This window comes from Paraburkholderia sp. BL6669N2, from assembly GCF_003387275.1.
Classification (GTDB): domain Bacteria; phylum Pseudomonadota; class Gammaproteobacteria; order Burkholderiales; family Burkholderiaceae; genus Paraburkholderia.
Genome location: NZ_QUNA01000002.1, coordinates 839,413 through 864,987, shown reverse-complemented (window position 1 = coordinate 864,987; position 25,575 = coordinate 839,413). Strand labels below are relative to the sequence as shown.

Sequence of the window (25,575 nt, the reverse complement as noted above, 5' to 3'; positions counted from 1 at the left end):
CTATCTGTCCATTTCCTCGAGCAACTCTCTCGCACGTTTCTCGCGTAGCTCTTTGGAAGTCATTTGAACGGTTTCATCCGAAGGGACGTTTGCATCATTTTCGGATCTCTCATAGGCATCTCCTTCCTCGTCATACGCTTCCTCCTGCTCTACAGAGGCTCCCACGCGGGCGCCTTGCACGATCTTCTTGATGATGTTCTTGAAAGATCCACCGGTCTTGCTGTTCCGCCGAGCTTTCCTGGCATCCTTTGATGCATCTTCTGCCAGCAAACCTTTGCTCGCCGACCGCTCTACGTTACGCATCTCATCTATATCCTTGATATCAGGCCGAGTCATGCCCGCCTCACGCAAGGCCTTTGCCGTCTTCGAGGTCGCTTCCTTCGCGATTTTTGAGATGTTGTAATCAGTCTTAGCACGATCAGGTTCACCCGCTTCTTTAGCCATTCCGCGATTGGTTGCATCAAGGTCTTTCCCAAGGCTCTGTTCCTGGTATGTAACCCCCTGCAAGTTTCCGACGTTGTGCTCTGAAATCGGGCACGTGATCGGCTCACCCAAACCAAGTATCTGAATACTGCTGTTGTCGGTAGAGTCGAATGTAATTTGAACTTTTGTCTCGGTTCCCTCTGCGCGGAACATCGCTTGGCGTTCGACGAGATCAAACGTCGGACATTCATAGTGCAGATCGTTGTGCAGTATTCCTCGAGCATCGATTGAAGCTGTCGTTTTTGGCATAACCTTGGCCCGAAACTCGTCTACAGCGACGTGCCTTCCGCACCCGTTCACCTCGGTTCCATACGTCCAAAGATTGAGCGGCGTCGGTGCGAGTTCCCGTTCGATCATTCCTTCAGGAGTGGGATAGCCGCGGATTACGCGAGTGTTGTAGCTGAGCAATGCGTGGCAAATGACTCGCCGAAGTTGTTTCAGGTCGAGCGCCGCGTGGTACGCCGGATGTGCGACTCCACGGTCGAATGAGCTTTTCTCTACTATCCCTGGAACAAGCGGCGTCCAAATTGCCGGAATAATCCCAAAGCGCCGCTCCATCACGCTTCGAAGATCTGGACGATAAGCCGGCGCATTCGACACGTTCACACGGTAGTGAGAAATCAATGGGTGCGCTTTGTGAACGCTACTCACCTCGCCTTGGTCTGCGTATATGCCCTCGCAGAGACGGCAAGCGGGCCACTGTTCCTCACGAATATAAATATCCAATGACCTACAGAATTCGACCTTCGGACTGATCGCGTTGACAAGCGCCATCATTGCCCCATCCCAACACGGTGGATCGAATGTGAGATGAAAGCCGACGGCCATTCCAGAGTAGTCGTCAATCACCAGATACAAAACCGGTCGACCAATAACTTTCGTTCGCAAAATCTCGCCAACCAGATAGATATCAAGAACTGTTGCGTCGATATGAAACCGTTCTCCCGGTCCCCTCGTTGTCCGAAGTTGACCTTTCAGTGGTCGCTCGTGGAGCAGGTATTGTCGGAGACCTACCCTATGAATACGTCGTTCCTCGTATGTATAATTTTTCAGTATGTAATATTGCAACTGCCTGACTGTGATCACAATTCGACCACTCAAGCTAAGCTCGACTATTTCCCCTTTTTCGTTGTACACGGCCCTATCCCGTAGGAAAGTTGCGCGTAGCCAGTTCAAGGCCTGTTCGAGGGTCTTTTGGGATCTCTTTCCCTTTGTGTACTGGAATGAGAAATAGTAGTCTGCAGCCAATGCAATGAGTCGTCGAACCTCTTGATCGCACGCCGATGCTCCGAAATTTCTATGCTGAGGAGCCTTGCCCGGTCGGGATTTCCATTCTCTCTGCTGATCTCTTCCTCCACTAAGATCATAGTCATCGGCGGCGGCTGCGCTAGTTAATCCTCGCTGACAATAGCGGCGGAACGTTCGATATACTGTATCTTCAGAGATGTTTGAAACTTTGCAGTAACGCAAAACGCGCTTTCGACGGGTCTCAGAATGAAGCAGTGCCTCGAATTCGTCTCCATAATATGAAGGTTCGGGTACCTCGCCCTTTTCGTTCAAAGGCAGGTCGAAGGTCAACAGGCCCGAGATGAGCTTCCATCCTGTTGACTTTGTTGGGTCAAGCAATATTTCCTTATATTTAATTGATCTGTTCGACAATTCCAACGGATTTATGCTTCGCCTATCTGATACGTCGGTTGGCAACTTATCCAATCGATCGAGCGCATCTACGTCTTTGTATTGCTCAGAAAGACGGTCCATCAACTCATCCGTTTTTTGCTTTATTGGTAAAGCCTTACGATTGCTACTTGACTTCTTATCGTGTTCAATATCGATGATATGGGTCCAACGCGAACCCTTCCCTGTCTTAAGGACGATGTAAACGGCCTTCCCAAACCGTTCTTTTAAAACGTCGCACACGGCGAGCGGCTGCGACGGATATGTGGATTTCATTGGCATGGCACCCTCCGGATCGCTTCATCGAAGCGTTAACCATTCCTTTTCGGCCTCCAAACCTCACCAAAGAGCAACTGAATAGGATCGGGAACGTTTAGATTGAACGCCAAATGTTTGCCGCCGGCGAGTTGACGAAAGGCTTGAACAGCTGTACCCGAGGCCAGTTCGAAGGTGCGATCGACGTACCGACACGCATCAATCACGCGCATATATTTTCGCTTTCGAAAAATACGGAGAATTTCCCGCCGAGCTACTAACTCGAAATTCGATAGCTGTCTTCCGACGGTATCGTTGTGAGCACGAAAAATCCAGGACAGATTTTTCGACCGGTTTGCATGCATGCCGTTAGCCGTCACGAATCGGTAAATTGCTCCCTCGTCCTCCCACATCCGGCGCTCAATCAACTGCGTGCGTGTAAGCGTCTTCCCAACATTCCTGCGTGCCGACTTAACGGAGTTGGCTTCCCTTGTATACGTTCTACCGCGTCGAACGTTGAGCACTAGATCAGTGCTTAGTACCGCTGGTTCGGTTCGACCATCGTATCTGGGATGGTCGATGTTGACGGAGAGTGCTGCACGTTGCGTTTTGTTCCTCTCAAGAGCGTACTGGTCAAAAATTGCCACGACATCGTCGCGGTACCATGCCTCCAAAAAAGCGGCGTGTTCCGCATCGGACATAAGGTGTAGTTCTTCAGCAGGGGCTTTTTCGCATGCCAAGCGGGTTTTTATCCCTGATCCGGGCATATCCCGTGTGTGGAGCCAGCGCAAATATGTGCCAGCTCTTTTCGCACAATCTTGCTCGTTTAGCTTTCGGCTAAGAGTGTGCTCCTTCATTCTCAGCGTTCGTGACGTCATAGCAAATCTCCATTTCAGGATTTAGGCACGTGTACAAAACAGTCTCATATATTAGTATTCCTATTTTTACGCATAACTTTTTTTCTCTAAGTAATCACGTTAATCGATGATTAAACGACGCTATGCTGATGCACGAAATGACGGTTGAGTTGTTACATTCGTGAGCGAGGTCGACCTCGGCAACGAACCCTGTCTGCCTCATGGCAGCCTCTGCGAGCGCTGCGCGAGATCCCCACCTCCCCGGCGGCGCTAAGGCGACGATTGAGCACTCAGTGAGTCGACGGCTCGCAACAATTGTCCGATGGCGAAGGAGTTCCGATATGCCTCGCGTTTATCGGTCATACAATCTCCTGGGCTGCATCACGGAAGATCTTTTCAAGGGCGAGCACTTTTTCCACCTTGGGCTTGTCGGCGCGAAGCTCAAAGTTGATTTTGTTCGTCAATCCATTCTTCGCGGTAAGCAGTATGATTTCACCCAATCCGCGCGATAGGCCGAGACTTGCGACGCTCTTGCACAATGGCAGGATGTTCAGACCGAGATTCTTTTGAATCAGAAGGTCAATGCCAAACTCCCCGACCAATGCGGCAAGCTCGTCATATTGGGCACGCTCTTTCTTAAACAGATATCCTCCCCCACGGCCAACTTCCAGCCAGCCCTTTCCACCAAGCTTTTCGGGTGTTGTGTTAATGGCCGTGAAAGCTTTATCCCTATCCATATCAAGGATGATGCATTCGAGATGGGTGTAGCCAAGCGCACTGCAAGCGGTCAAACGACGATTACCATCCACCAGTTCGCGCTCAGCTGTAATCAGTACAGGATAGAGTTGCCCATACTCCTTGATACCGTCGATCAAATTTTTCAGCTTTGCCCCCTCCTTGGTTCGGGCTGCGGGGTTGTACGGGGTGCGCGAGATTGTCGCGATAGGAACAACCAAAATCTTGCGCTCCGATACCTTGCAATCGAAGACGACCTTGGTCATTTTGTGATCGCTCATTTCGCTGCCCTCTCATATATGTAACAACCTTCCAAGATCTCCGCATGCGATCCCTCGTACATTGGCGGCAGTGCACCGATCGCTATCCCAATGCAAGTGAGCTGCTTGTTGATTCCGATAACAGTTATGTCCAAGATGAGCCTCCATCTAACGCGTGTTCCTCTACTTGTCGCCGGAGCCTGCTCTCTATAGCGCGCCAGCGTTCCTTTCCGAATTGGCAGTGCTGGTACTGTCATGTCAGCCTCCACAAAAAGCTAAGTTCGGAGGAAGGTGCCAGACAACGATCCGTGCCAACGAACAAAGCAACGATGCTGTCGGTTGGCGGAGTAATCGGCTGTGACGGGTCCGCACCTCCGCCTAAGCCCGTTATCCTGCTGCTAGATAGAACGACTTCGCGCGCTATCGCCAGCGACGCTCCCGCGGGAGGCGGTTGACGGCAAAATTGTTGCAATAAGCTTTGGTGCAAGCGGGGCGATTATTTACGTTGTAGATAGCTGCACTCCTGACAAGCCGAGAGATCATGGTATTTCCGTATCCGCATTCCACGGCTTTGCGTTGCAACGACTTGTCCACTTGCGTCCCGTAATGAACTACGGCGGTCGCACCAACTTGAACGCGGAGGACGTTATCGGTGTGGACACGGCGAGAGCTATCAGTTTGATTGCGCGCGGCGAGGTAACGTATCAGAGCCCGAACCACTGACTTCGGAGAGGAAAATGCAGCATCCGGAGCAACCGCCGCCTTGGGCATCCAGGTCATGTATTCGCAACAACGTTCCGCTACAGCCGCGCCGACATCCCGACTCTTTGCACGGGACTTCAGATGAATTTCGCCCAAGCTGATGCCAAGTGTTTCCATCGCGGATTTCAACGTCTTGGCCGTCTGATGCGAAAGATCAACAGCACAGATCACAATGACTCTCCGCGCAACCAGCCTTGCAATTTGAACGGCGGTTGAGAACAGACACCGAGAATGGTCGTCGGGTGAATCGAGGGCGATAAACCGGGTTTCCGAAAAGCGCACACCCGCCACGACCATACGCAAACGCGAATCGAAGCTCTGCAGCCGCGTCACCCTGAGGATGTAACAGCATCGTGGTGTCTCTTCGTTGCTCCCCACGGCAGACGAGCTACGCTTCGCCAGAAATTGCAAAACGCCGGACATTGCACGCGTTCGGTAGGGCGAATCGGGACCGTCCAGCAGCACTACCTCGACCGGGCGGTCGAAAGCACATTCCTGACGATGAGCGGCCTGCCGGCGACCGTTGCCGTCTGCGATGGGTTCCTGTGAGTCAGACGTTGGGCGGCAAACGGCGCGTGAAGCGCTCTGAACTGAGGACCCCACCTCTGTTGCCATCTGTGCAAAGCCCACAGAGCACAGTCGAGACGCGCGGTCATAGACGTTAGACGAAAGCATACCCCTTCTCCTTCGGAGAACGGTTGACAAACGGCTCGGTCAGGGCCACCATCTGTCTTGTCGAAGGACAGGATCGGTTTGCTGGTTGAGCCGACAATAGCGGATGCTCCGTTTCGTGACGGATCATCCGCTTTCTCTTTACGCGGGTATCGGTGGCCGCGCCAAGCCGGTCAGCGATCTCTGCGACAGCCCTGCGGAAATGCGGGGCTAGCTCGAGCTCGCTAGACAAATTCTTTTGCTAACTGCCTCCTTCTATACGCCCGATCTGAACTTGGGAACCAGCATCCTGATCGAAGTTTTTTGAGCCGTTTGTGTCCCGACGTGCGAATCAACGGTACGTTTGCTTTTCCCTACTGGCGTGCGATAGCAGGAAGCTTAGTCACACATCAATCGGCAACACAAGCCCAATTTTCCCGCCTTGAACGCTTCTCGTACTTATATTGCACCAGGCGCGTTGCGTCATCGAGATTGTTCTAGCGATTGCTAGATTTGCTTGAGCAGTCTTGCCTGCGCATTTCGTGGTAAAGCAATTTCGAATCGCAGAAGTTAACTGTTATCTTTCCCACTCGTCGGGCTTCCAGCGGATCAATTGTGCAAGTTCAAACTTGCATGTCAGCATCGCTGAGCCATAGCGAATTTCTCAAATTTTGAGATACCATCGTCTCATACCCATCTAGCACGACATCCATTAATTTGTCGTCCTTAATTAATTTTTCAAGAATGTCTTTCTGTGATATATATTCGATATTGTGAGGTCTGCACTTTGCAACCACTCCCGCTCGCGGTTCCGTTCGGCAAATCGCGTTCGAGGCCTGACTACTCCGAACTCGATGATCTGTCGCAGCTTGCTATTTCCGTGAAACATACGTCAGGTTATGAAGGTTGCGATCAGCGTGTTCCAAAGAGCCGAGCATTTCACCAGCCCAAGCGGAAAAATCTATGTGAATTTTTCTCCACCTAGATTTTGAGGTACGTCAACATGGTTTGTAACATGCAAATTTTTGGTGTGTCGGCTTTGTAGTATGAATGATGTCGTAAGTGCCGTCGCGATAAAGAGAATCAGAGGGGCTAAGCTACCTGTTAGGAAATGCACAAGCGACGAGATCGCCGCTGGAACCAGGTCGTAGCTTGCATAAAGGCCCTGCACCGACAATTCGGTGACAGTTGATCGGAGATATTCCGTTTCCAATGGATTTCCATCTCGCTCAGGCTTGCCAGAGAGCGCATGTCTCAGCCAAATAAGCGCCGATTTTCAAGCAGTCGATGGATCGACCTGCTGAGGTAGGAAACTTTCTGGCAAGTATCGCGCATACTTGCTGTGTAGGAGTGCCACACCCTGATCTGTCGTTGCCGTGTAGTCCAGCCTGCTTCGAAACGCTTCCAACCTCGCCCGAGACGCCGCAATCACTTCGGCCCATGTCGCCAGGCCAATCCGTAGATTGTCTTCCTGATGAAAGAAACCGTAAGGCTTCCCTTGCTGCCGAACAGTTCTTGCCGCTTCCGGCGACATCTCGTTGGAGATGGCGATAAAGGTCCAGTGCGTGTTTCTGACGTCAAACCTCTCGTCGCTCGCCACAGTCAGCGCATAGCTTTGTATCTGCGACGCTACTTCGAGATCAATCTTTTGGGAGGGTCGTTTCAGCTCCACTACTAGGAATTCCCGCCTGGTTTGCGCGTAGGCGGGTACTTCTCGCGCAAGCAAAAGATCAATCACGGCCTGAGTGCCGTCGTCTCGCACCACTGGAGCTGCCCTACGTCTCGTACCTTTTTCCGGCGGACGAAGCTTCGCGAGATGCTTTCGCAACACCGTATTCAGATTCTCGTCGCTGCTGGTCAACAGGTACTCTTCCCCAAATAGCCAGGTCTCGTTTTCTAGCATGCGATGTAGCTGGGTTCGCTCGCGGAGGCTCTTTTTCGTATCCGGCCGGAACAGCAGTTCCTGAAAGCCTGTGAGAAACTGCAACCGGTCGGCTACCATCTTGCTCGCCTCGATGATTGACGACAGGGTCGTGTACTGAAGCAGATCTGCGAGTTCCGTCTGTTTTTCTTTCGGCAACTCCAAAACATCTGACAGGATCCGCTTGAGCGACTCTGGGTTTTCGTCAAGCGCCGCCTTCAACATCCTGAGAGTGAACTGCCGGTCCTTGGGCCGGCCCTCGCGAAATGAGTCGAGGTATTGGTGAACATTCAGGGCGCATATGTCGAACACCTCTCGCCGCGCGGTTTCTAGTGAACCTGCTGCATCGCCGGTAAACGGATAGACCCCCTCGTCTTTCCATTGCTGCACCAACTCAGAGGCAGCCTCGGCCTTGCGCCGCCGGAAATGCGAACGGAGCGCTCCTCGCGCGCTTTCGGCAAGACGGCGCAAGTCCGGGTCGAGTTCGTCAAGCGCCAAGCCGTTGTCATGATTCAGCTTGGCGATGTAGTCCGACCGGATATAGGCTGTGAAGTTGAATTCCGTACCGGGTCGGACGCCCGCCTCTACTTCATGTAGCGCGAAACCCTCAGAATCGCAAAGGCAGATCCGTCTCTCCTTTTTTGAGAAGGACCATTCAACGATATCTAGTACCGCTGTGATTTCACTGCCGTCGGCAGCAATGAACGCTGGGAGTCGCACGGTTTCGTGCGATTTCTGAACGGAAGCCGGGTCAATCCGCTCGCCGCGGTAGATGATCTCCGTGGCGGGATAGTTGCGAAGGTACAGAGCAAACGTTTCGGCAAGTTGCCGGTTGGCAGAACCATCGCTAGACAAGACACCGAATGGTTCGGGCAAACTGTCGATGCGCACGCGGGTGCCGCGCGATCGAGACATCGGCGCGCTGCGCACCTTGCCAATCTCGAAATCCTGCAACCGGTCGCTCCGCCCGCTTATGACAAAGTGCAGTGGCGTGTCGTTATTGCCCAGATAGACCGAATCCCACACCACTTCGTGTCCAAGCGCAAATGCCTTGAAACGCCCCTTGCCGTTCCGGCCGTGCATTTTCTTGTTTGAGCGAGCGGTGACGCGGTGCTCCCGTTTCCACGAACCGCCAAGACTACCAAAAGTCCTTTCGGCATCTTCAAACGTGATGCCTAGACCGTTGTCCACCACCTCAATGGAAACAGGATTGCCAAGATCGTTGTCCGTCACGCCAATCCGCACGCGGTCTGCGTCGGCGTCAAGCGCATTCCAGACGAGCTCAGCCAGTGCGCTGACTGGTTTTCCGCGGGCGAGAGATGCAAGATGATCAGGTTTCGCGTCGACGTGAATAAATCGCGGCCCGCCGGCGTCTGTCTCGATCAATTCGCTCATTCGCATCCCCGTTGTCACTGTTATTTACAGGTGCCGTGCGGCACCGACCCGCGATGTCCGGGCGACATTTTATCCCGATCCTGCCCGTCTTGACAGCCGCCGCCATACCGTGCCCGACCGTCAGCCAACGCATGAGACGGTCCATGCGGGCCTGCAAAGATTCTGCCCGCGTGGCGTGCCACCGGCTCAATTTCTCGGAAGGTATCCGGCAGCTTCGCCGAAAGGCGTGTTGCACGGCGGGACATAGTAGGTGACCAAACAATACACTTGCGATAAATTATCTTATCGCAAGAGCGCTCGCAGCGACCTAAACTGTTCTAATGAAAACCGTTCCTGTCCAGTCTTCCGGACCGGGGAACGGACCTTCCGGTGGAACGCCCGCTGCCCTGTCCGCTGCATTGCCCGACCTCGCGTCGCTTGCCGCGCTGCGCGCATGGCACGAAGGCCTCACCGCGCGCGCCGCCGTCACCCGCTACCTCGGTCACGTGCGCGCTGACGGTCAGTCCTCCCGTAGCCTGCTTGCCCGCATCCGCCGGCAGCTCGTGGCGTGCGCCGCCGCCCGCCAGCGCAACGATCTCATCCCGCTCTTCCAGTGCCCGGCGGAAGGACGAACCCGGTCCGCTGCCGCCGTCATGCACGCGGTCGACGTCCTGCGTCGGACGGCCATCCCGCAGCCACGCCTGACCGACGCGGTCGGCGCATGGCTGCCGCCTCGCCTCGCGGCGACGCTATGCGCTGCCCGCCTGCGCACGCTCGCCGAGCTGACGGTGCGGGTGCCCCGCCGGCGGCTGTGGTGGCGCGGCATTCCGGGCGTCGGCCGCGTCGGCGCCCACCAGGTCGAAGCACTGTTCGCCACGCATCCGGCGCTGACTAGCCAAGCGTGGGCACTCGTCGAGCGCATGAAGTCGTTGAACGACGAAGGCATCGTGCCGTGGGAACGACTCAAACCCGCACCTGAGCTGGACGGCTCACACGGACGCTTCCGGGCCCCACGCCGCGGCTGTCTCTTGAACGCGCGCAACGATTACGAGGCGGCGCACGCGTGGCTGGCGTTGCACGAAGCCCCGCACACGGCGCGCGCGTACCGGCGGGAAGCCGAACGGCTGATGCTGTGGGCCATCGTCGAGCGGCGCCAGGCGCTCTCATCGCTCACGACCGACGACGCGATCGCCTACCGCGCGTTCCTCCGCCATCCCACGCCGCGGGCGCGCTGGGCCGGACCGCCACGTCCGCGCAACTCCGTCGAGTGGCGTCCCTTCGCGGACGGCCTTTCGGCCCACTCGACGGCCTACGCGCTGGCGGTGCTGAACGCGCTGTTCCGCTGGCTGGTCGAGCAGCGCTATCTGCTTGGCAATCCGTTCGCCGGACTGACCGTACGCGGTGGCCAGCGCGCCACGCCGTTCGATACGGCGCGCGCGCTCACGGACAGTGAATGGCAGGCAGCACGCAATCTCGCGGACGGGCTTGAATGGTCGTACGGCTGGCAGCCTCCCGCCGCCCAGCGCCTGCGCTTCGTGCTCGATTTCACCTATGGCACCGGACTGCGCGCACATGAACTGGTCAGCGCTACACTCGGCGACATTCGCCCCGACGCCCGGGGCGTACTATGGCTGCATGTCACCGGCAAGGGCGCGCAGCCAGACGCGGTTGCACTACCGCCCCTTGCACTCGACGCGCTTGACGGCTATCTGTTGCAGCGTGGCCTGCCCGTCACGCGGCGACGCTGGCATCCGTCGACGCCACTCCTCGCATCGCTCGAACCCGCCGGTCACGGCCGCCGGGCCATCACGCCGGCGCGACTACGCCAGGTCACAGATGCGTTCTTCGCACTCGTCGCGTCACGGCTGGCCGGTGATGACGTTGAACAGTCTGCGCGGATCGACAGGGCCAGCCCCCACTGGCTGCGGCATACGCATGCGTCGCACGCACTGGCGAATGGCGTCGAACTCGTCGCGGTCCGGGACAATCTGCGGCACGCGTCCATCGCGACGACGTCGACCTATCTCCACGGAGACAATGCGCGGCGCGCAGATCAGGTTGGCGCGGCATTCGGGCGACGCGTGACGCGTGGATAGTACGTGTCCGCGACCCAGCTGAGACTGAACTACCACTACCATCGGCACCCTGCCCTTAACCACCCGCCTGCACCGCCATCAGAACGCTCGCTTTTCCACTGCGTATTGATGGACGGTCCGCTCTGGCCAATCGTTTTCCGGCAAAACAGATTGCGCTCTATGCATCCGTTGCAGCCGTGACGCAGCCAGCCAAAAATATTTCCTGCCGAAAACTCGAAGCACGTGAGCCAGTTTCCCGAATTCGACGTGCGTCCATCTTCCAGATTCGTGATTTCGCGATTTTCATGCGCCCTTCACGCGCTTATACGAAGAGGTCTGCCATTGCGGACATCGGGACGTCCGTCAGACGCACATCTTCCGGACAACAACGAGTTCCATATTCGAAGAGGCTATTTTAATGACGTGCAGCTCTGAAATTTCGATTGGCGGCTATGAACTGGATGTAATGCGACGCTCCTACACCGTGTGGGAGCGATTCGAAAAAAAGGACAGGGTCATTCGCTCGCGCAAGTATCCCCTCCACTGGGACACGCCCGACGGTGAACAGCGAATGGTGCTCGAGTACGCATATTCGGTGACTGCTGACGTGCTGCGCAGGCGTCTTGGGCGCGCGGGCTTTACGCGAACAACGCTGGAACAGGAGTTCATGCGGTACCACGAGGCCGTTTGCCGGCAATCGGGGACCCTGTTCTTCAACCCCTACCCCGACGCTGAAAAAGCACAGGCTCGCGCCGATGCATTCCGGGCTGCCACGCTGGACGACTGGCTGGAAGCGCTCGCGAAGGCGGTCAGGGCGAACGTCACCCGGGTTCGACGGAATGCACGTGAGGCTGCTCATCCCGAGGACATCCTGGTGGACATCATCACGGGTTCGGACAAACCCGGTGACCTCAACCTGATGCCCAACCACTGCCTTCTCGGCTTCCCATGCAGTTCGCTCGACAACATGTCGGTCGCCCTGCTGGAGGTTGTAGATGGCCACGTACGGTGCGAGCAGGAGGTGTCCATGTTCGTCGAGTATCTGGACGATACGACGTTCGATGACATGAGGCTGCGGCAGAAGCAGCTCGTTCAGAATGTCTTTCACGACGAGAGCGACATCTAGCAACACGCCGCCCCGCGAATCGGGACGAACACAGGACCTGGTTTGAGGCATCGAACGGGACTGCCAATTACTGGACGTCTCAAACGAGTAGATCGCTTCTTCCCCGGACTGTCCTCCATCAAGTAAGCGAACACAGGAATTTATATGGAATGCGTCGTACACACCACCATCGGTGGCTATCCAATGTCGAGCACAGTCAACCGGTACAACCGGTGGTACTTCAGACCGGAAGACCGGGTCATCCGTTGCCGGGAACGGGGTCCCGAGACGCTCGAATTCGAGTTTGTGTACTCGATAACGGCCGACACGCTTCGTCGGCGACTTGGCCGAGCGGGATACAACCGTGCTACGTTGGAAAGGGAGTTCTGGAAATATTATGAAAAGGTTTGCATGATGTCTGAAGGAGGAAGCCTGCATTTCACCGGCGAGTCCGCTGAAGCCTATGGCGAAGCGTTCCGAATGTCCGGCTCTCTCGGTGGTTGGCTCAATGCCCTTGAAACTGCCGTGGAAACTGGCGTAACTCCCGCTCGACGCGCTGCAGAAGCATTCAAAGTGACAGGCAATCCATACGTGGACATCATCACCGGTCCGGACAAGCCTCCCTTTGAAGACCTTGAACCTGAACATGGTCTCCTGGGATTTCCGTGCAGTACCTTCAACAACATGGCGGTGGCGTTGCTTGAAATTACGGATGGAAACGCAGTGTGCGAGCTGGATGTGACGTCGTTTGTGCTGCATCGGGGCGATATCACCTTCGATGACATGCTCGGGCGAAGGGACGAATATTAAACTCAATGTGCGCGACTGACGGTTGCGCACGTTTTTCTGCTTTAGCTGCTACGAGACGAAACGGGGTTCGCTCGATCCAGAGTCACTTTCGTGCTGTCGTACAGGAGTCTAGCCAAAACAGATGTGAAACTGGAAGCTCGAAGCCGATTCACACGGCCGCGAGTCAAGCGGAAGGTGGTGGAGATGTCGGACCTATCCGTAATTTCGTGGGCGGGGCATATCATGAGGGATCAAGATCATGGATATGCCGATGAAAAAGAAACGCACCGTCGCGTCTCAGGCAGCGGCCCGCGGGCCGCTGCCTGAACTGCCTGAAGCGCTGCTGGATGAACTGGTGAAGGGTCCGATGACGCCCGCCGAGGTTCAGGACCTGATGCTGGCGTTCAACAAGGCGCTCATCGAACGCGCGATGGGCGCCGAAATGAACATGCATCTGGGCTACCGGCCCGGCCAGCCCAAGCCTGCGGAGCAGACCAATGAACGCAACGGCGCCAGCGGCAAGACAGTCATCACCGAGCGTGGCCCGGTGCGGGTCGATCTGCCGCGCGACCGTGAAGGCAGCTTCGAGCCGATCCTGATTCCCAAGCACGAGCGCCGTTTCACGGGCTTCGACGAACGCATCATTGCCATGTACGCACGCGGCATGAGCGTGCGCGAGATCCAGTCGTTTCTGGCCGAAAGCTATGGCACCGAGGTCTCGCCCGACTTCATCAGCTCGGTCACCGATGAGGTGATGGCCGAAACGCTTGCCTGGCAAAGCCGTCCACTTGAGCCGATGTACCCGGTGGTGTTCTTCGACGCGCTGCGCGTGAAGATCCGTGGCGACGGTGTGGTGAGCAATAAGGCGGTGTATCTGGCGCTGGGCATTCAGGCCGACGGCCAGCGCGACGTGCTCGGCCTGTGGATCGAGCAGACCGAAGGTGCGAAGTTCTGGCTGAAGGTGTTCAATGAACTGAAGACCCGGGGCTGCCAGGACATCCTGATCGCGGTGGTCGACGGCCTGAAGGGGCTGGCCGAGGCGATCGGCACGGCGTACCCGCGCACGGCCGTGCAGACCTGCATCGTGCACCTGATCCGCAACAGCCTGGAATACGCCAGCTACAAGGATCGCAAAAGCGTCGCCGCAGCGCTGCGTCCGGTCTATGCCGCCGCGAACGAACAGGCCGCGCAGCAGGCCCTGGAGGCCTTTGCCGAAGGGCCATGGGGCGCGAAGTATCCGACCATCGTGCAGTCGTGGCGACGGGCGTGGGAGAACGTCACACCCTTCTTCGTGTTTCCGCCCGACATACGCCGTGTCGTCTACACCACGAATGCCATTGAGAGTCTGAACATGCAACTACGCAAGATCATCAAGACCCGCGGCCACTTCCCCAACGACGAGGCCGCCATCAAGCTACTGTGGCTGGCATTGCGCAACGTGCTGGCGAAGTCTGTACGGGCGGCATTCGACTGGTCCTCCGCCATGAACCAGTTCGCTATTCTGTTTGGAGAGCGTTTTACCAACGCACGCGGGTAACTCCGCTAACCGCCTCGCACACAAAAATGCGGACAGGTTCGAGATGTCCGGAGCATTCTTCGGCTGCCACGTCGGCAACGAATGCCGCACTCGCCCTTTCGAAAAGGCCCGGTCAGCAACAAAAGAAAAAGCGAGCGCAACCTGTGGTGCGCTCGCCGGAGATGCAATACTGTCCCAACTCCACGGATTGGGCCAAACCAAAGCTGCCTTTTCCTGGGTTATGGGACATGGGACTGCCACTGTTGCCACGGCTTGTCATCCCCACAGCGACGAGCTTCCTAGCCATATATATTCACAGCACCATCCACCGATGCATATTCAAACATATTCCGCATCAACAGATAGTGCTTGTAAAACTTCCCTCTCCTATGTAATCGGACACGGTCATCCCACTTATCGAATTCGCACACCAGCTTTGCCGAGGCGACTGGTCCTATCATTCCACCATTTCCAGAGCGAAAGATGTCGCGAAAAGCAACCTTACTGTCAGCCGCAGGAATTTTCCCTTCGCACCCTACGAGATAAGATAGCTCCATCACCCAATCAACGAACTCGTCATGGTCGTCGAATAGAAAAAACCTCTTTCTTTCTGCACATACGTACCGCGCGTTGACATCGAGTCCCTCAGTGAAAAACGGGCTCCACGGATGGCCATATACAGTAACGAATTCGTTCCCGTTTTCAACAGCGTCGACCTCGTCATCGAAGCTGATAATTTTCTTTAAGCCTTTATAGGCCAAAAAGCTAACTGGCATTGTTTTTCCCGTATCAATTGTATGGTTGCCGGGCGACGAACGCATAGTTTCGCCGCACCGCGCGTCGCAAGATGTCTCGGAGAATGACAACGCTCGGATTGTTCTCTGTCGTCCCCGACGCGACTGATGTCCTGCAAATCAGTATAAGAAGACCAACCGGGGATAATTTGAATAACCTGGATGAAAATGCGATTTCCCTGCTCTTCCGCATGATTGACAGCGGAGGCGGGAGACTCCTATTGTGATACCGGCTTCAGGTATCCTGGCGGCACATGTGATGTAAGCCAAACACCGTTATCCGACTGGGAAAAGGAAAGCCCGTCCGCGTGCATTCTGCCTGCGTCAACCTCCAGCACGATGGGCCGTCCATGGCGCTCCCCTACCCGAGTTGCCGTAACGATGTCCCTGCTCAGGTGAACTGCGTGACGACTACCGGGTTTTAGTCCTTCTTTAGCTATGGACGGCCAACTGCTCCACGCGGTACCGTGATAGAGGACCGGCGGCGGTTCGGTGTCCGCATACCCCAAGTCGACGTCGATCGAATGCCCTTGCGCGGCACGCAGTCGCTTTCCATCGGGGGAAACCGAAAAGCGCTGCTTGTCGCTGGAAGCCACCACATCCAGTACGAGTTCTTGTGTGACAGTGGGCAGCGACCTTAAGCGCTTTGGAGCCTGTGCAGCACGGGCACTGCGATTGATTGAGCGCACGAGTTCCTCGATTGCCACCCAGCCTTGGGCATCCAGACGGATGCCAACCATTTCCGGCTCATGCCGCAGTATCCTGGACAGCACTCTGCTCACGGCGACGTGCTCTTCTGTTGCCATCCGCCCCTTCTGTTCATTGCTCATCTGGCGCCCCTCCGATCTTCTCTTAGCTATTCGATTTGCGACGTGGTGCTTGTCCAACGCGCCCTCAAACGCCACACACATCCAGAGAACGATACTGCTATCCACGGCTCAGCTAACTATGTTGACGCGAGCCTGCCTGCTCGACGCGATGCTCTGTCAGTCACCTGCGAGCCGACAGTTTCGAATGGACCGAGCGACCTGAGTCCCAAGTCTCTCATACACAATTCCCAGCGCAGCCCGCTCGACGCAGTGCAAAGTCTCAAGAGCACCCTCGCCACATCGATTGCCATCGCGCTGCGCATATCGTAGCTCTCGCTGGAGATTTCGTTTCCGAAGCTCCGAGAAAATCCACTCAGATGCCGCCTCTCTATCCCGCGGACGAGCCGCCAACGGCAGAGCCATCATCATTTCCGCGTTCGCTTCATCGAAGGCGTAAGTGGCCAGAACGCCCTCGACTTCACTCAGTACGTCGCTGACAGACTGTTGGCGGACCACAGCGGTCGCACGCCAATCGGGAAATTGACGCGTTATGGCTTCAAGCACCGCTTTAAGGTCGAAGTCTCGCCAGAATCGCGGTAGCGGTCTATAGGCGTACTCAAACGCGAAACAAAGGTTGCCTACGTTGACCTGGTCGCCATTCATTCCGCAGTCGACCATGAATTCAACTACGGCATTGGCAACCTCCGTGCAGATGATTTCGGTGGCCCGCTGCTTCGCTTCTGCAGTTTGCATGCTGGTTTTGGTCATTTGCGAGGGCACGCAACAAAATAAACTGGACTACCCACAAAACACCCCGAAAATAGTATAGATTTTTTACGCCATGGCGGCGCTTGATAATCCCAGAAAAAAGGAGAATGCCGTCCTACCGGCATTTCCAAACCCGCCCCAAGGCACCGTTGGGCGAATTTATATCATCCAAATTCGAGACAAACAAGTGGAGTTCCATGTTGATTTCCCTACTATCGAGCGCATTATCAAAATTCACCCCTTAATAACGGAGAGATTTTGGAGTAAATATTTTTCGCTCATCATGGCTCTGCCGACTCGGCGTACAGGGAGTTGACCTACGCCGACGGCCAGCTAGCCAACGGTGGCTGCGACCCGCCGGGTGCGAGCAGCGGCCTAACGATCAGGAATTTGGGCCCAAGGTGGAGACATAAAAATAGAGGGCCAATTCAAACTTCGTTTATACGAACAACCGCTTTATACTTATTATTTTCATGCACGCCGAAAGGTCGGCCAATACGTGATTTTAACATTTTTTTGGGCGCCCATCAGCACATGCATCGATCCCAAAAACAGACATTTATTTACACACGATTTTTAAAATTGACAAGCTGGTTGCGCCAACCAAAATTGTACACGACACCTTTCCACAAAACATGTGACGGCCGCGCACCTGTACTTTACTCAACCAGACAACAGACAACGCTGGATATAAGCGCCGGAGAATTTCAGTTCGCCATGAACCACACATACAAGCCACTTCCGCGATTTTGGCGCGACTTCGAACTGCAACCAGTAATTGAAGCCGTCGCACGGCAATATCCCACTTGGCGCACCGCGGTCGCGCGCCGCGACCGAAGTGCGCAAAACGTATTGCGTAAACTAAGGAAGCTCTTGAATCGCAAAGCATTGGATGAGGCAAACGCGGAAATGCTGATGGCGTTGCCAAAACTGGCACGCCCGACGACTGCCGATGTCGCCTTGGAATGGATTTGCACAGAGCTGTGGGACCGGGGGCTCAACGCGAAGCTTAGGTTCGCGCAATGGATAGGGCCCGACTGCGGTGATGAGGCTCTCGAAGTTGTGCGTTGTCTTGAGCAGGCTGCGTCGGGAGTTGAATACGTGAGCCCTGCCGCTCAGTTCGCTCGGCAATGGCGGGACCAGTGCGTCGCCAAACGCCATGCCGTCACAGCTAAGCAGTGACGTTCGCCAGGCATCTTTCCCCGCCAAACGCCGATTCTGACCGGGTGGTTCGCCATCCGGCATCGAAGCCGGGCATCAAACGGGTTTCGCCGTCACAGTCGCGCTCGTTCCTATGCATCCCTGATCAGCAGCCAGGGACGACACTTCTGTGCGCTTGCCGGCGTCTTCGTCGCAGCGGCTTCCTGGCTGCTGCCTTGTTGGCGATTGTCGTCTTCGCAGCCGCCCTCTTGGCTGCCGACTTTACTCGGAGACGCCGACGTGAACGCGGGAAATCTGTATCTCGCGTGCGAACACGCGTACAGGCACCTGAGACCGAAATGCGTGAGACATGAGCAATTGATCCAGCCACGTTGCCTCCAAGCATCTTGATTGTAGGTGGGCGAAATGCGGTAATCTCCGCGAAACCGACCGTACCGACTTCCTCGAATATGCCCATTGAACGCACAGAGCCTGACCCGCTGCCACTCGCCCGAGCGAATCCTACAAATCTTCGTCCCATCAGCAACGAACAGTTGTCGGCCCTTGTCCTTCCGTTTTCGGGCAAGAGCGTGGCGCAAACATACCGAGGCCCCGCGTGGGTCACCGACGACGGCATCGGCTGCTTGGTGTTTATCGCGACCGATGAGCGGAAAGTCCGTCTCCTACGTGAAGAGCGTGGGTGCGGAGTGCTGGCTTGGCGCTGGGACAATACCCCCTCGATGTATCTCTCGCTGACGCTGTTGCAACGAAGACAGACGACAGGGTCGCACGTTCGATGGATGGGTCCCAGCGAAGATCCCGTCATTCAGGCAATCCGACGGAATGGGCGCTTCTTGATGACTGTCGTGGGCCCAAGGGGTGAGCACGGTGGATGGCATGAGGCGGTCTTCAACGACGCGGCTGCGCCTGGTGCTTCTTCGTCGTTCGCCGCGTTCGAACGCCTATGGGAATTCACTCGTGCTGGAATTCCATATTCATGCATTCGCGAACGCTATGTCCCATTTCCCGAGGAACCCCTCGATGAGACCGAGGATGAAGAGATCCCTCTCTGGGCTGACGCCACAGCGGATTTCTGGCGCACGCTGAATTACGAAGGACCATGGGCGCCAGACCTTACGCCGCTCGACAAAGCCATGGCGGAATGGGGGTATCACGCGTGGCACCGACGTCATCGGGCCGCCGGCTTCATTCAGATCCTCCGGGATCGCGTTCGCTTGGACGGCGAATCCACGCTTTTCAACAGTAGTAGCCAGCTTGTAGAGGCTGGCGAACTGGCTGACCGTGTGCATCAGTTGGTCAGTCGATATCCACTTCTTGGTGACTGGCTTGTCGCATTGGCCGGACCCGATGCGAATGCGAAGGAAGCGCACAGCGCTGCATTCGCCGCGCTCTCCGATTCTCGAACCGTCTTTGCTATGCTTGACAAGCTGTTCGGCATTCTTGCAGACATTGATAGTGAAGCACTCAGCATGGCGTGGCAGTTTTCGTTCGAGGGCGCTTTGCTTGACCCGCGCATCACCAAGGAGGGCACCCGCCGACCATGGCTCGCCAACACAAAGGAATATGCGATTGATGTGAAGTCAATGCTCATCGACGTCACTGCCCCGCTCGCAGATATCACCCGGCTTTGGCGATCGGGGATCGAAATCATTGACCTTGTCGATGCCGGGCTTTACTTGAATCCGTCGGACTTCCCCGCGCCCCTTGATACCATTTGCGACGCTTTCGAGTCGGTCGCGATTGAAGGTTCAATAGAGGATGCTGAGGATCGCCTCGAGATGCTTCTTTTAGAAGCTCAGGAAGCCAGGCAGTGGTCGATTCCATGGGGCGCCCGCGTCGACATCCGATTTGGGCCGTTCGTCGCGCTAAAAATCTTCGAAAGTGACGGCGAATTTACCTGCTATTTTCTCGACGATTGCGACCGGTATTTCCACGTCGCGATCGGCTTACGCCAGCATCCCCCCGCGAGCAGAACGCATCAACTCATCCGACATCGCGCCGACGACGGCGAAGCCGTTTGGAACGAAGATGCGGTCATTTCTCTGAAGCTGATTGCAGGCGCTATTATTCGGGACTTTCTGGTCGTTGAAGAGCGGGAATCGCTGTTCAACGCCCGCCCAATGCGTCGACGTATCCGCGGACGGGATATTCGCACTGTAATTTACCTGCCGAGAGTCCGGTATACAACGCCAAAGCTGGAGAGAGCGGCCCCAGAAACAGATGTGGGACTTCGCCCCAAACACAACGTTGGAGCTCACCTGCGGCGGGCGAAGGTAGCCTCCCCTGCACAGAGATTTCTCGCCCAACGTTACGGCTGGCAGGTTCCGGAGGGCTTCACCTTCGTACGTCCGCATGCTCGAGGGTCGGAATTGGACGCAGCCAGAGTAAAGGTTTATCGCAGCCGGTCCGCATCGCGAATGCTCTTTGAGCAAATTGATCAGGCACCGGCTGGTACTCGACCAGCATGGTTCGACTTCGAGAAGGACTGCGCGCGGATCCTCAGAGCGAGAGGGATGCGGGTGATCCACCAAGGTGCGCAACGCGACGGTGATGGAGGCGTAGATCTGTTCGCCGTTGACGGCGAAGATCAATCTTGGGTTGTGCAGTGCAAATGCTGGGCAACCCACCGGCCAGTAGGACCTGAGGTCCTTCGAGAGCTTCAGGGTGCAATTAGTCTTACGGACAAAGGTGCAAAACAGCCTAGCAAGGGAATGGTCATCACAACCAGCATCTTCACTAGCGGCGCAGTTTCTACAGGCGCGGAACTTGGTTTTGAACTTGTCGATGGCGCACAGTTGGCTCAGATGCTAGCTGCACTTTGATTGCCAACCGAGAGTGCGAAGAGGCAACGCACTTTAACTTTATGGAGCGGGTCGTGATGCCATTGTGCCTGGAGCATCGAACGGGCTGATGTGCTTGCGATGGGCATCGGTACGCCGGCCGCCGGCGACTACCGCGAAGCCGAGATCCAATATCAGACGCACGCCCGGAACCAGCAGCGCTTCTTGGCCGGACCGGGTCCGACATGAATTTCCATGGTCGATGCGAACTGGAAATTGGCGTTCCTGAAAAAGCCGTCATTCAAATTATGGCTGAGCCGTGCACCGAGCTCCACGCGGCTGATCATCGCCTACTTCTTCACATCCCTTCGACTAGGACGGCCCGATAGCGCGCGCCCTTGAACCGGTGCTGTACGACATCCTGATACGCCGGACTGTCATACCACGCGCGCGCGTCAGCGGTCGATGGAAACTCCACGATCACGACGCCCTCTGGCGCGTCACCCTCAAGGGTCTGCTGCGGTCCGTAGGCAGCGAGGATCTTAAAAGGATGCCCTTTGAAGGTCTCGCCCACCTTGCTTTGGTAGATGTCGAGCTCACCCTGATCTTGCGTGCTTTCCTTCGGAAGACAATGTAAGTTGCCATGGGACCCTCCTGCATTGGTATGAAGTTGCAAAGATGATGCCGCGGAACCGCATCGGACGCCGATACCCGGCATTGGCGCACGTGTCGACCCGTCGCTTGCGGTGAGAGCCCCCTGATCCTCGCAAACAGAAATCGGTGAGGCGATCGTAGGGGCAGTTCCCTCGCATGTCTCGCCCCCGCGTCGGACACGTAACGACCTGCAACAGACGGTGGGACGCGCCCACGGCGGCCGCTCATAGTGACGACGCCGGCCGCTTTGTTGGCAAATTGCCCGCCAATTTCGTTCAGCGATGTTCCACCGCTACATGCGACCGTCAGTTCAGACGTTCATGCGAACGCACGCAACACCGCGGCGGGGCCCTCAATGGATGCACAAGCTTCCACTTGCCGCCGGCGGCTTTCCGATATTGTCTTGGCCACCGCCAAAGCCGCGCTTGAACTACTCCAACCACTCAAGCGCTTGAGACTGCCGCACCTGTTGCGCCGGCACGATACTTTCATTTCACATCGCCGCAGCGCGATTCGATTCGACTTCGGTCAGGCTGATTGCGAAACGCGAGGCGATCTGTTTGTTCAACGCACCGACATACGCCGCAAGCGTCGAAACGGGGCCGATCTCGCAGTAAGCCCGTAACGGGGTCGACCGTTCGTCCAGTTCGAGTTTGCCGGGCGCAACACGGACCGCAGCGTGGTAAGCGGGAAGATTCGTGGCTCGTCCGTCATTTGAAGCGGATGTTGGACAGATCCACACCCACGATCAAAGGCTCGGGCAGCGCCAGGTTGTCGGCGTTGCGCGGATAAATGCGGAAGCGGGTTGGCATACGAATGCCTTGCACTTCGGTATAGTCACTGAGGTAACGGGCAGCAGCGTTGCGCCCCTGAATGTCCACTTCATAATCGTGCCGCCGCAACAGTCCGTCCGCGTCGAAGTAGAACGTCTGAACTGCGCTGTGCGTCGCGATCGATGGCGCGAATTCGACGAGAAGACGCCGCCATGGGAGTCCATCGACGAGCCACGGTTCGATCTCACGAGCCGTCACGCCGCTATCGCAGAGCAGGAACGGCGAGTTGAGATACGTCCACATCGTGTAACCGACGAAGTAAGCGAGTTGCGGATTCGACCAGGGCGTCTGCATTTCGTAGCCGTCAAACGAAGCGCGTGGATCGTCCAACGCTTCGACGAGGCTCTCGTCCTGCCGCCGCACTTCGACCCGCGACGGTGTGTAGATCGAGTGGTCCGTGGTCGGCGCAAATGGCGAATGCGACACGCGCTGCTCGTGTAACTGCACCGTCACATGAGAGTTGGTCAACACCCCACCGCGTTGTTTCAGGTCCCATATCGCGCCCGTGTGATGCAGCGTCGCCGAAACGCTTCGATAGCTTCTGAAACGTTCTAGGCCACCGGCAGCCCGCACAGCCAACTCAACAAGATCATTCATTTTCTTATCCTAGTTAATGGGTAATTCCCTCGGCCTCGACTCGATGCCGGGATTCCTCGAAGAGAGGGGTTGCTTCGCCTGGCTTCTTAAGCGCCAGCCCAATCTCGCCCGCCGAAAAAGGCGGCGATTTAGATCACCGAATTCGGCGGCATTGGAGCTGCCGACTGTGTCCGGCGCACCAGATCGCGATGGATGAAGCTCGGAAGCGGGCCGAATGCGTGCCGGTTTTCGACGACAAAGACGATGGAGGACCGCATTCGACATCGATTTCTATTTGGCAAAACCCGAGTCCGCCTGAAACCAGGGTCGTTTGAAACCGTCACCACCTTGCATGCTGGCCATCCTCACGGCACGACCGGGCGCACGGCATCCTCGCTTGAGTGAACGGTCAGATTCACTCAACTGGAGGGAAATCCAACGTGGTGTCGTTGACACGATTGACGACGTTCGTGAAAGTGATCGACGCCACCACCAGCATGGTCTCGATGACCTGCCGCTCCGTATAGCCCGCCGACAATAACGCATCCAGCGTCTGAAGAGGCACGGTGCCCCGTGTCGTAGCGAGCGTGCGCACGAACGTGACGAGCGCGTCGCGCTTCGCGTCACCCGTTGCGACCCCCGCTCTGATCTGCTTCATTGCCTCTTGCGAAAGCCCGACTTTCTTGCCGAGCATCGTGTGCGCCGCGATGCAGTAGTCGCATCCGGCCGTTTCGCTCACTATGAGGCGAATGGCTTCCCGGTCTGCCTTGTCGAGCGTACTGGACGCGATCACCGCATCCACGTCCAGCATCGCGGCCAGTGCTTCAGGGTTATTCGTGCCGATCGTTGCGTACGCGTTTGGAACCTTTCCCATTGCCTTGCTGATCTGACCAAATAGTTCCGCTGCTTTGCCGGACGCGTCGGCCGGATTGATCGTGTTCAAGCGTGTCGCCATTTTTCACTCCATGAGAGGGATTGTGTACGACCGGTCACGTCAGTTGACCGGTCTTTCTTACGGTTCACGATAGCTGCGGTTATTTACTTAGCGCGTGCCGCAGCGCGTCGTCGGCTTGGGCGATAGCGGCACGCGCCGCGGGTGTATCCGCCAGCGCGTTGAGCATGACGAAGTCGTGAATGGTTCCGAGATAGCGGGTCGCAGTGACCTTCACACCCGCCTGCATTAAGTTGCGGGCATATGCTTCGCCTTCGTCGCGTAGCACGTCGTTTTCATCGGTTATAACGAGCGCCGGGGGCAGTTCTTTCAGGTCTTCCTGGGTCGCGCGCAACGGCGACGCAGTGATCTTCTCGCGATCGCTTGCGTTAGGTGCATAGGCATTCCAGAACCATTGCATGGCTGCGCGCGTTAGCCACGGGCCTTCCGCGAATTCCTTGTACGAAGCGTCGTCGAAGTTCGCATCGGTCACCGGATAGAACAATACTTGATAGCGCAGTTGCGGACCACGGCGTTCCTTCGCGAGCAGCGTAACCGCCGCGGTCATGTTGCCGCCCACGCTGTCACCCGCCACCGCCATCCTGGATGAATCGACGCCTAATTCGCGTCCATGTCTGGCGACATATTCTGTCGCTGCGTAAGCCTGCTCGATGGGCACAGGGTATTGCGCTTCTGGTGAACGATCGTAATCGACGAACACAACCGCCGCGTTGGCCCCATTGGCAATCTCTCGAATCAGACGGTCGTGCGTGCTGGTATCGCCCAATACCCAGCCGCCTCCATGAAAATACATGACTACAGGCAACGGTCCTGTGGCATGTTCGGGTTTGACGATTCGAACCTTCACTGACCCTGTTGGCCCCACAGGTAAGGTACGGTATCTCGATACTGGCCGGAAGCTTGGCGACCGGCCTAGACTGTGCTCCCGCCAGTACGTTACGTGCATCTTCCGGCTTCAGGTCATAGATCGGCGGCCCAGATTGTTTGGCAAGCGCGTCGATAAAACCTTGGGTGACCGGCTCCAGAACTGGAGCGGCTTCGACCGGCGTAACGAGTGCTGCACTCGCCATCGCCATTGCCATTAATGCCTTATTGTGTAGCGTGATCATTCTTGGGTTTTCCTGGTTCTGATAAAACGCGATGGCGGTACGAGTGCAATGCCCGCATCGCGTGTTAAGCGGTCGTACGAATCGAACCGGCTGAACTGATCGCTAGCCTGATACTGACTAGTGGCCTGCGTAACCCGGAGTCAAATTGTTCTTCACGGAGGCGACGCCTTCCACACCCTGCGCAGCGTTCTCTGCGAGCGCGATCTGCTGGTCGTCCGGCACGGTACCGGCAAGCGTGACGGCGCCCTTGCGCGCGAGCACCGTTACGTTCGATACGTCGAGTCCGCGGGTGCTGGTCAACGCTGCACGAACCTTTTTCGAGAGCGCACGGTTTGCGGCGCGTTCAGCTTTACGCTCCGGACTGGTAAAGCCCGCTTTCGTTGCATGATCTTCGACCTGCGGCGAATAGGTAGAAACAGCGGCGTGGGCCGCGACGCCGAACGCGGCATAGGTGATGCACAAAACAGTTGCAATGATCTTCTTCATTCCAGACTCCATGGTGGTTGTCGTTGCGTGAAAAGTCGTGCACTTCTTTTACGAAGCATCACTTTTCGCGGCCAATCATAGAGTCCCGCGTCGGCAACTTACATAGGCTTTCTGCTGAAACAGTTTTCAGGACACGTGGGAACGCACAAGCGACTCGCATAGGGCTCCCCAACTCATACTCAGGTATAGGGAT

At 56.5% G+C, this 25,575-nt stretch carries 20 protein-coding genes and 1 pseudogene; 7 read left to right on the top strand and 14 right to left on the bottom strand.

Annotation, left to right across the window (positions count from 1 at the left end; all coding sequences use genetic code 11):
• From B0G80_RS26460 to B0G80_RS26445, 5 genes are all read right to left on the bottom strand, one after another.
• The gene (locus tag B0G80_RS26460; RefSeq protein ID WP_116120892.1) at positions 1-2,442 is read right to left on the bottom strand and encodes a DDE-type integrase/transposase/recombinase; all 2,442 of its coding nucleotides are present in this window, start codon (positions 2,440-2,442) and stop codon (positions 1-3) included.
• 29 nt (positions 2,443-2,471) lie between these two features.
• Positions 2,472-3,293 carry a TnsA endonuclease C-terminal domain-containing protein gene (locus tag B0G80_RS26455; RefSeq protein ID WP_116120890.1) on the bottom strand — a complete coding sequence of 274 codons (822 nt, stop codon included), beginning with the start codon at positions 3,291-3,293 and terminating at the stop codon, positions 2,472-2,474.
• A gap of 338 nt (positions 3,294-3,631) precedes the next feature.
• Complete coding sequence (locus B0G80_RS26450; RefSeq protein WP_220377495.1) at positions 3,632-4,273, bottom strand: ParB/RepB/Spo0J family partition protein; 642 nt, start codon at positions 4,271-4,273, stop codon at positions 3,632-3,634.
• A 414-nt stretch (positions 4,274-4,687) separates the two neighbouring features.
• Positions 4,688-5,704 (bottom strand): hypothetical protein, encoded by a 1,017-nt coding sequence (locus B0G80_RS45405; protein ID WP_147309919.1) that lies wholly within the window; start codon positions 5,702-5,704, stop codon positions 4,688-4,690.
• A 1,252-nt stretch (positions 5,705-6,956) separates the two neighbouring features.
• On the bottom strand, positions 6,957-8,996 hold the full coding sequence (locus B0G80_RS26445; protein ID WP_181920077.1) for an ATP-binding protein: 2,040 nt from the start codon (positions 8,994-8,996) through the stop codon (positions 6,957-6,959).
• Positions 8,997-9,316: 320 nt separating this feature from the next.
• Between B0G80_RS26445 and B0G80_RS26440 the strand changes: the two genes are divergently transcribed.
• From B0G80_RS26440 to B0G80_RS26425, 4 genes are all read left to right on the top strand, one after another.
• Positions 9,317-11,071: a phage integrase family protein gene (locus B0G80_RS26440; RefSeq protein ID WP_116120884.1), complete on the top strand. Its 1,755-nt coding sequence runs from the start codon at positions 9,317-9,319 to the stop codon at positions 11,069-11,071.
• A 397-nt stretch (positions 11,072-11,468) separates the two neighbouring features.
• On the top strand, positions 11,469-12,176 hold the full coding sequence (locus B0G80_RS26435) for a HEPN/Toprim-associated domain-containing protein (protein ID WP_116120882.1): 708 nt from the start codon (positions 11,469-11,471) through the stop codon (positions 12,174-12,176).
• A gap of 144 nt (positions 12,177-12,320) precedes the next feature.
• Positions 12,321-12,965: a HEPN/Toprim-associated domain-containing protein gene (locus B0G80_RS26430; protein ID WP_116120880.1), complete on the top strand. Its 645-nt coding sequence runs from the start codon at positions 12,321-12,323 to the stop codon at positions 12,963-12,965.
• Between the two features lie 244 nt (positions 12,966-13,209).
• Positions 13,210-14,481 (top strand): IS256 family transposase, encoded by a 1,272-nt coding sequence (locus tag B0G80_RS26425; RefSeq protein WP_408967704.1) that lies wholly within the window; start codon positions 13,210-13,212, stop codon positions 14,479-14,481.
• A 278-nt stretch (positions 14,482-14,759) separates the two neighbouring features.
• Here the strand turns inward: B0G80_RS26425 and B0G80_RS26420 are convergent, their stop codons facing one another.
• From B0G80_RS26420 to B0G80_RS47240, 3 genes are all read right to left on the bottom strand, one after another.
• Positions 14,760-15,281: a hypothetical protein gene (locus B0G80_RS26420; protein WP_147309918.1), complete on the bottom strand. Its 522-nt coding sequence runs from the start codon at positions 15,279-15,281 to the stop codon at positions 14,760-14,762.
• Positions 15,282-15,472: 191 nt separating this feature from the next.
• Positions 15,473-16,084 (bottom strand): RNA 2'-phosphotransferase, encoded by a 612-nt coding sequence (locus B0G80_RS26415; protein WP_258879044.1) that lies wholly within the window; start codon positions 16,082-16,084, stop codon positions 15,473-15,475.
• A gap of 156 nt (positions 16,085-16,240) precedes the next feature.
• Entirely contained in the window at positions 16,241-16,831 is a 591-nt protein-coding gene (locus tag B0G80_RS47240) for a hypothetical protein (protein WP_258879043.1), read from the bottom strand.
• Between the two features lie 717 nt (positions 16,832-17,548).
• Here B0G80_RS47240 and B0G80_RS45400 point away from each other — a divergent pair.
• Both B0G80_RS45400 and B0G80_RS26400 read left to right on the top strand, forming a co-directional pair.
• Complete coding sequence (locus B0G80_RS45400) at positions 17,549-18,013, top strand: hypothetical protein (protein WP_147309917.1); 465 nt, start codon at positions 17,549-17,551, stop codon at positions 18,011-18,013.
• Positions 18,014-18,441: 428 nt separating this feature from the next.
• Complete coding sequence (locus B0G80_RS26400) at positions 18,442-20,814, top strand: restriction endonuclease (protein WP_116120875.1); 2,373 nt, start codon at positions 18,442-18,444, stop codon at positions 20,812-20,814.
• Positions 20,815-20,966: 152 nt separating this feature from the next.
• On the opposite strand, the gene B0G80_RS46085 is transcribed toward B0G80_RS26400, so the two are convergent.
• Entirely contained in the window at positions 20,967-21,119 is a 153-nt protein-coding gene (locus B0G80_RS46085) for a hypothetical protein (RefSeq protein ID WP_181920076.1), read from the bottom strand.
• An 11-nt stretch (positions 21,120-21,130) separates the two neighbouring features.
• Positions 21,131-21,417, bottom strand: a pseudogene (locus tag B0G80_RS26395) (DUF1330 domain-containing protein).
• 364 nt (positions 21,418-21,781) lie between these two features.
• Here B0G80_RS26395 and B0G80_RS26390 point away from each other — a divergent pair.
• Positions 21,782-22,051, top strand: a complete 270-nt coding sequence (locus tag B0G80_RS26390) for a hypothetical protein (RefSeq protein ID WP_116120874.1) — start codon at positions 21,782-21,784, stop codon at positions 22,049-22,051.
• A gap of 85 nt (positions 22,052-22,136) precedes the next feature.
• Here B0G80_RS26390 and B0G80_RS26385 read toward each other — a convergent pair whose 3' ends face one another.
• From B0G80_RS26385 to B0G80_RS26370, 4 genes are all read right to left on the bottom strand, one after another.
• Positions 22,137-22,856, bottom strand: coding sequence for a hypothetical protein (locus tag B0G80_RS26385; RefSeq protein ID WP_116120872.1), 720 nt, complete (start codon positions 22,854-22,856; stop codon positions 22,137-22,139).
• A gap of 394 nt (positions 22,857-23,250) precedes the next feature.
• On the bottom strand, positions 23,251-23,790 hold the full coding sequence (locus B0G80_RS26380) for a carboxymuconolactone decarboxylase family protein (RefSeq protein WP_116120870.1): 540 nt from the start codon (positions 23,788-23,790) through the stop codon (positions 23,251-23,253).
• A gap of 79 nt (positions 23,791-23,869) precedes the next feature.
• Entirely contained in the window at positions 23,870-24,580 is a 711-nt protein-coding gene (locus B0G80_RS26375) for an alpha/beta hydrolase (RefSeq protein WP_258879042.1), read from the bottom strand.
• Between the two features lie 433 nt (positions 24,581-25,013).
• Complete coding sequence (locus tag B0G80_RS26370; RefSeq protein WP_116120868.1) at positions 25,014-25,382, bottom strand: BON domain-containing protein; 369 nt, start codon at positions 25,380-25,382, stop codon at positions 25,014-25,016.
• Positions 25,383-25,575: the final 193 nt, after the last annotated feature.

Bases quoted from the DNA above. Each gene is read 5' to 3' on its own strand.
- B0G80_RS26440 (WP_116120884.1), top strand. From the start codon at position 9,317: ATGAAAACCGTTCCTGTCCAGTCTTCCGGACCGGGGAACGGACCTTCC.
- B0G80_RS26380 (WP_116120870.1), bottom strand. From the start codon at position 23,790: ATGGCGACACGCTTGAACACGATCAATCCGGCCGACGCGTCCGGCAAA.
- B0G80_RS26460 (WP_116120892.1), bottom strand. From the start codon at position 2,442: ATGCCAATGAAATCCACATATCCGTCGCAGCCGCTCGCCGTGTGCGAC.
- B0G80_RS26425 (WP_408967704.1), top strand. From the start codon at position 13,210: ATGCCGATGAAAAAGAAACGCACCGTCGCGTCTCAGGCAGCGGCCCGC.
- B0G80_RS26455 (WP_116120890.1), bottom strand. From the start codon at position 3,293: ATGACGTCACGAACGCTGAGAATGAAGGAGCACACTCTTAGCCGAAAG.
- B0G80_RS26375 (WP_258879042.1), bottom strand. From the start codon at position 24,580: ATGTATTTTCATGGAGGCGGCTGGGTATTGGGCGATACCAGCACGCAC.
- B0G80_RS47240 (WP_258879043.1), bottom strand. From the start codon at position 16,831: ATGACCAAAACCAGCATGCAAACTGCAGAAGCGAAGCAGCGGGCCACC.
- B0G80_RS46085 (WP_181920076.1), bottom strand. From the start codon at position 21,119: ATGATCAGCCGCGTGGAGCTCGGTGCACGGCTCAGCCATAATTTGAAT.
- B0G80_RS26430 (WP_116120880.1), top strand. From the start codon at position 12,321: ATGGAATGCGTCGTACACACCACCATCGGTGGCTATCCAATGTCGAGC.
- B0G80_RS26400 (WP_116120875.1), top strand. From the start codon at position 18,442: ATGCCCATTGAACGCACAGAGCCTGACCCGCTGCCACTCGCCCGAGCG.
- B0G80_RS26420 (WP_147309918.1), bottom strand. From the start codon at position 15,281: ATGCGTTCGTCGCCCGGCAACCATACAATTGATACGGGAAAAACAATG.
- B0G80_RS26415 (WP_258879044.1), bottom strand. From the start codon at position 16,084: ATGAGCAATGAACAGAAGGGGCGGATGGCAACAGAAGAGCACGTCGCC.
- B0G80_RS26450 (WP_220377495.1), bottom strand. From the start codon at position 4,273: ATGACCAAGGTCGTCTTCGATTGCAAGGTATCGGAGCGCAAGATTTTG.
- B0G80_RS26370 (WP_116120868.1), bottom strand. From the start codon at position 25,382: ATGAAGAAGATCATTGCAACTGTTTTGTGCATCACCTATGCCGCGTTC.
- B0G80_RS26385 (WP_116120872.1), bottom strand. From the start codon at position 22,856: ATGAATGATCTTGTTGAGTTGGCTGTGCGGGCTGCCGGTGGCCTAGAA.
- B0G80_RS26435 (WP_116120882.1), top strand. From the start codon at position 11,469: ATGACGTGCAGCTCTGAAATTTCGATTGGCGGCTATGAACTGGATGTA.
- B0G80_RS26390 (WP_116120874.1), top strand. From the start codon at position 21,782: ATGGATGCACAAGCTTCCACTTGCCGCCGGCGGCTTTCCGATATTGTC.
- B0G80_RS45400 (WP_147309917.1), top strand. From the start codon at position 17,549: ATGAACCACACATACAAGCCACTTCCGCGATTTTGGCGCGACTTCGAA.
- B0G80_RS26445 (WP_181920077.1), bottom strand. From the start codon at position 8,996: ATGAGCGAATTGATCGAGACAGACGCCGGCGGGCCGCGATTTATTCAC.
- B0G80_RS45405 (WP_147309919.1), bottom strand. From the start codon at position 5,704: ATGCTTTCGTCTAACGTCTATGACCGCGCGTCTCGACTGTGCTCTGTG.